Consider the following 4,629-nt stretch of genomic DNA (forward strand, 5'->3'; position numbering starts at 1 on the left):
CTGCACCACCTTGCCCTCGACGATGGTGGCGATGACGTCGCGCAAGGAGGCGTTCTTCTGAAACGAATACTCGCCGGGCTTCAGATCCGAGCTCGCCTTCAGCGCGGCCACGCTGGCGATGAACACCCATGGATTGACGTCGGTCACGCCTTCCCGGTTCAAGGTCTCGGCGATGTCGCGCTTGCCCGCGCGCTGGGGAATGTTGACGATCTTGTCCTCGGCAAGCGGTCCCGGAGCCTCGAGCACCTGACGGCCGTAATAATAGACGGCGCCGGCGCCGAGCATCGCGATCAGAAGGAGGGTAATGATGGCGTTGCCGACGATCACGAAGGGGTTGCGCGCCCGGTCCGATCGCTTCGGCGGCGGTGGCACCTGCTCGGGCTCGAGCGYTGCCCGCGGACTCCGGGGCGAAATGGGCGGCCTTTCACTCATCGAAGCAACCTGAATCCTGCCGGTTCAATTGCGGCCTGACAATCGCTTGTCCTGCCAAATGCACGCGCGCCCACGTGTATGACTATCGCCGAATGCGGCAAAACGGTGGATTCGTCGCAATCATAAACTAATGCACCAGACGCCGGACGATCACCGACGCATTGGTACCGCCAAAACCGAAAGAATTCGACAACGCAACGTTGACCTCGCGCTGCTTCGCCTTGTGCGGCACGAGATCGATCGCGGTCTCGACCGACGGATGGTCCAGATTGATGGTCGGCGGCACGATGTTATCGCGAATCGCGAGGATGGCGAAGATCGCCTCGATCGCGCCGGCCGCGCCGAGGAGATGGCCGGTCGAGGATTTGGTCGAGGACATCGCGACCTTGGAGGCCGCATTGCCGAGCAGCCGTTCGACCGCACCGAGCTCGATCTCATCACCGAGCGGCGTCGAGGTGCCGTGCGCGTTGATGTAGTCGAGATCGGACGGCGAGAGGCCGGCGCGCTTGAGCGCGGCCGACATGCTGCGGAAGCCGCCGTCGCCATCGGGTGACGGCGAGGTGATGTGATAGGCATCGCCGGAAAGTCCGTAGCCGATCACCTCGGCGTAGATCTTCGCGCCGCGGCGCTTGGCGTGATCGAGTTCTTCCAGCACCAGGGCACCGGCGCCCTCGCCCATCACGAAGCCGTCGCGGTCCTTGTCGTAGGGGCGCGAGGCCTTCTCGGGGGTCTCGTTGAAGCCGGTCGAGAGCGCGCGCGCGGCGTTGAAGCCGGCAATGCCGATGCGGCTGATCGGCGATTCCGCACCACCGGCAACCATGACGTCGGCGTCGCCGAGTGCAATCAGGCGGGCGGCGTCGCCGACCGCGTGGGCACCGGTCGAGCAGGCCGTGACCACCGAATGGTTCGGCCCCTTCAGCCCGTGCTTGATCGAGACATAGCCGGAGGCGAGGTTGATCAGGCGGCCCGGAATGAAGAAGGGCGACACCCGGCGCGGCCCCCGCTCCTTCAGCAGGATCGCGGTCTCGGCGATGCCGCTGAGGCCGCCGATGCCGGACCCGATCATGGTGCCGGTCGCGCACTTGTCCTCTTCGGTCTCGGGATGCCAGTTGGCATCGTCGAGCGCCTGGCCCGCTGCCGCCATGCCGAAGATGATGAAGTCGTCGACCTTGCGCTGGTCCTTCGGCTCCATCCAGATATCGGGATTGAAGGTGTCGTTCGAACCGTCACCGCGCACCACGGTGCAGGCGATCTTGGTCTGGAGATCGGAGATGTCGAAGCTCTCGATCTTGCGCGCACCGCTTTCGCCGTTGAGGATGCGCTTCCAGGTCGGCTCGACGCCACAGCCGAGTGGCGACACCATGCCGAGGCCCGTGACGACAACCCGCCTCATATCCGAAAACTCCGCTTCGATAGAATCACGGCCGATAACAAGAAACCGGCTGACCGCCGGTAGGCGGCCCGTCCGGTTTCAATGTTGTCCCCGCGAAATGAAGAGCTTAGCTCTTCGCGTTCTTCTCGAGAAACKTCGTGGCATCGCCGACGGTGAGAATCGTTTCCGCGGCGTCGTCCGGAATCTCGCAACCGAATTCTTCTTCGAACGCCATCACCAGCTCGACGGTGTCCAGACTGTCGGCGCCGAGGTCGTCGATGAAGCTCGCAGCGTCGACAACCTTCTCGGGCTCAACACCAAGGTGTTCGACCACGATCTTCTTAACCCGTTCGCCAATGTCACTCATTGCTTAACCTCGTGTTGTTCCCTGTAGACCCGACCCCCCGGGACGATACGAGCCGTCGTGGTCGTTTGACTGCCTTCGCTTACGAACTTTGATTTGGCCCATCCTAACCGATGCTGGGCCCGGCGAACGACGGCCAAGGCTCCGCATCGCCAATATACAGGGTTTCAAAAACCTGCAATGGCGTTCTTTGCCCATCCGTTGAAGGTCCGGTTATCATACTTCAACTGCCTTGACTACAAGCCTAATTTCCCTTCGGAAACGGCCGTTTGCCGCATCCCGCACCGCCCCCTGCGGGGCGCGGGACGAGCCATTCAGATCATGGCCATGCCGCCGTTGACGTGGATTGTCTGGCCGGTGACGTAGGCTGCTTCGTTCGAACTCAGGTAAACGGCGGCCGCCGCGATGTCCTCGGGAGTCCCCAGGCGGGCGGCCGGAACCTTGGTCAGAATCGTTTCGCGCTGCTTGTCGTTGAGCGCATCCGTCATCGGCGTCTTGATGAAGCCGGGCGCGATACAGTTCGCGGTGACGCCGCGCTTGGCGTATTCGGCGCCGAGCGTCTTGATCATGCCGATCAGGCCGGCCTTCGACGCCGTGTAGTTGCCCTGCCCGGGATTGCCGGTGACGCCGACCACCGAGGTGATGGCAATGATGCGGCCGAAGCGCTTGCGCATCATCAATTTGGTGGCGGCGCGCGCCAGGCGGAAAGTCGAGGTCAGGTTGACGTTGATGACCTCGTCCCAATCCTCGTCGCGGAGCTGGACGAACAGGTTGTCGCGCGTGATGCCGGCATTGGCGACGAGGATGTCGACCTGGCCCATCGCCGCTTCCGCGGCCGGCACCAGCGCCTCGACCTCGTCGGCCTTGGAGAGATTGCAGGGCAGCACAAGGGCACGCTCGCCGAGCTTGCCCGCAAGCTCATCCAGCACTTCTTTCCGCGTCCCCGAAATCGCAACCGTGGCGCCCTGCGCATGCAGCGCCTGCGCAATCGCGCCGCCGATGCCGCCGGTCGCGCCAGTGACGAGCGCCTTCCTGCCAGTCAGATCAAACATCGATAACTCCTTCCAAGCACGATCCGGAAAAGTGTGCAGCGGTCTTCCGGAAAGATCGTGCGTAAATCTTTAGGCCTGCTTCGCAGCGGCCAATGCATCCTTGGCAGCGGCAATGTCGTTCGGTCCGCCGACAGCCACGCCGACGGCACCGTCAGCGATGCGCTTGACGAGCCCCGTCAGCACCTTGCCCGCGCCGATCTCGAAGAAACGGGTGACGCCCTGCCCCGCCATATAGGCAACCGACTCGCGCCAGCGCACGGTGCCGGTGACCTGCTCGACCAGGCGGCGACGGATCTCATCGGGATCGGTAATGGCGCTCGCCAGCACGTTCGACACCAGCGGCGCCGCCGGCGCCTTGATCGTGACCTTGGACAGCGCCTCCGCCATGGCGTCCGCAGCGGGCTGCATCAGCTTGCAATGGAACGGCGCCGACACCGGCAGCAGCATCGCGCGCTTGGCGCCCTTGCCCTTGGCGATCTCGACGGCGCGATCGACCGCCGCCTTGTCGCCGGAGACCACCACCTGCCCGCCGCCATTGTCATTGGCGGCCTGGCAGACCTGGCCCTGCGCCGCCTCCTTGGCGACCTCCATGGCGGCCTCGTAGTCGAGGCCAAGCAGAGCCGCCATTGCCCCGACGCCGACGGGCACGGCTTTTTGCATTGCGAGACCGCGGGTGCGAAGCAGCCGCGCGGTGTCGGAAATCGTCAGGCTGCCCGCCGCGGCCAGCGCCGAATACTCGCCGAGCGAGTGGCCGGCGAYGAAGGCAGCGTCCCGCCCCACGGAAAAACCGGCTTCGGCCTCGAGCACGCGCAGGGTGGCGACAGAAACCGCCATCAGCGCCGGCTGGGCGTTCTCGGTGAGCTGGAGGGTTTCGGCCGGACCATCCCAGATCGTCGCTGTCAGCTTCTCGCCAAGCGCGGAATCGACCTCGTCGAACACGGCGCGCGCCGCTGGGAAGGCCTCGGCCAGGGCCTTGCCCATGCCGACGGCCTGGGACCCCTGCCCCGGAAACGTGAATGCTGCCGTCATCGGCGCTCCCTGCTTGTCGAGCATGATCCCTGCGAGAACCGGCAGCCGATTACGCACGGCCTTAGGCCATGGTTCCAGATCATGCGTCAAAGGGGGCCGTAGACACCGTCCGGGGCCGCAATGTCAAGCCAAGATAGAACCTTGGCCTGCATTCGACGGGGGATGCGACCTTTCAAAACCCGCCGGCCTTCTGATCCGCACCGACCTCGGCACCGGCCCGCGCCCGGCGCGCGCTGCTCACCAATTGCCCCGGCCGATCCTCGCGGTTCGGCCTTGCGGTGGCGAGCCGCAGCACCGCGGCGTAACTCGGCTGTACCTCCATGCGGCCGGCGTGCGGACTGCCACTCAGCAGACGATGAACCTTCGGCAAATTGTAGCAG

Annotated in this window: 4 protein-coding genes and 2 pseudogenes; all 6 read right to left on the bottom strand. The window is 64.7% G+C overall.

Annotated elements, in window-relative coordinates:
* A pseudogene (locus ACXJL8_RS34570) lies at positions 1–432 on the bottom strand (endolytic transglycosylase MltG); the annotation flags it as partial.
* Positions 433–559: 127 nt separating this feature from the next.
* The gene (gene fabF / locus ACXJL8_RS34575; protein WP_456622893.1) at positions 560–1,825 is read right to left on the bottom strand and encodes a beta-ketoacyl-ACP synthase II; all 1,266 of its coding nucleotides are present in this window, start codon (positions 1,823–1,825) and stop codon (positions 560–562) included.
* Positions 1,826–1,931: 106 nt separating this feature from the next.
* On the bottom strand, positions 1,932–2,171 hold the full coding sequence (locus ACXJL8_RS34580) for an acyl carrier protein (RefSeq protein ID WP_456686405.1): 240 nt from the start codon (positions 2,169–2,171) through the stop codon (positions 1,932–1,934).
* Between the two features lie 311 nt (positions 2,172–2,482).
* Positions 2,483–3,220 carry a 3-oxoacyl-[acyl-carrier-protein] reductase gene (gene fabG, locus ACXJL8_RS34585; RefSeq protein ID WP_456622894.1) on the bottom strand — a complete coding sequence of 246 codons (738 nt, stop codon included), beginning with the start codon at positions 3,218–3,220 and terminating at the stop codon, positions 2,483–2,485.
* A 69-nt stretch (positions 3,221–3,289) separates the two neighbouring features.
* Positions 3,290–4,249, bottom strand: coding sequence for an ACP S-malonyltransferase (gene fabD / locus ACXJL8_RS34590; protein WP_456686406.1), 960 nt, complete (start codon positions 4,247–4,249; stop codon positions 3,290–3,292).
* Positions 4,250–4,421: 172 nt separating this feature from the next.
* Positions 4,422–4,629: pseudogene (locus tag ACXJL8_RS34595) on the bottom strand (fatty acid desaturase); the annotation flags it as partial.

Source organism: Bradyrhizobium sp. P5_C11_2, from assembly GCF_054049755.1.

Bases quoted from the DNA above. Each gene is read 5' to 3' on its own strand.
- fabF (WP_456622893.1), bottom strand. From the start codon at position 1,825: ATGAGGCGGGTTGTCGTCACGGGCCTCGGCATGGTGTCGCCACTCGGC.
- fabG (WP_456622894.1), bottom strand. From the start codon at position 3,220: ATGTTTGATCTGACTGGCAGGAAGGCGCTCGTCACTGGCGCGACCGGC.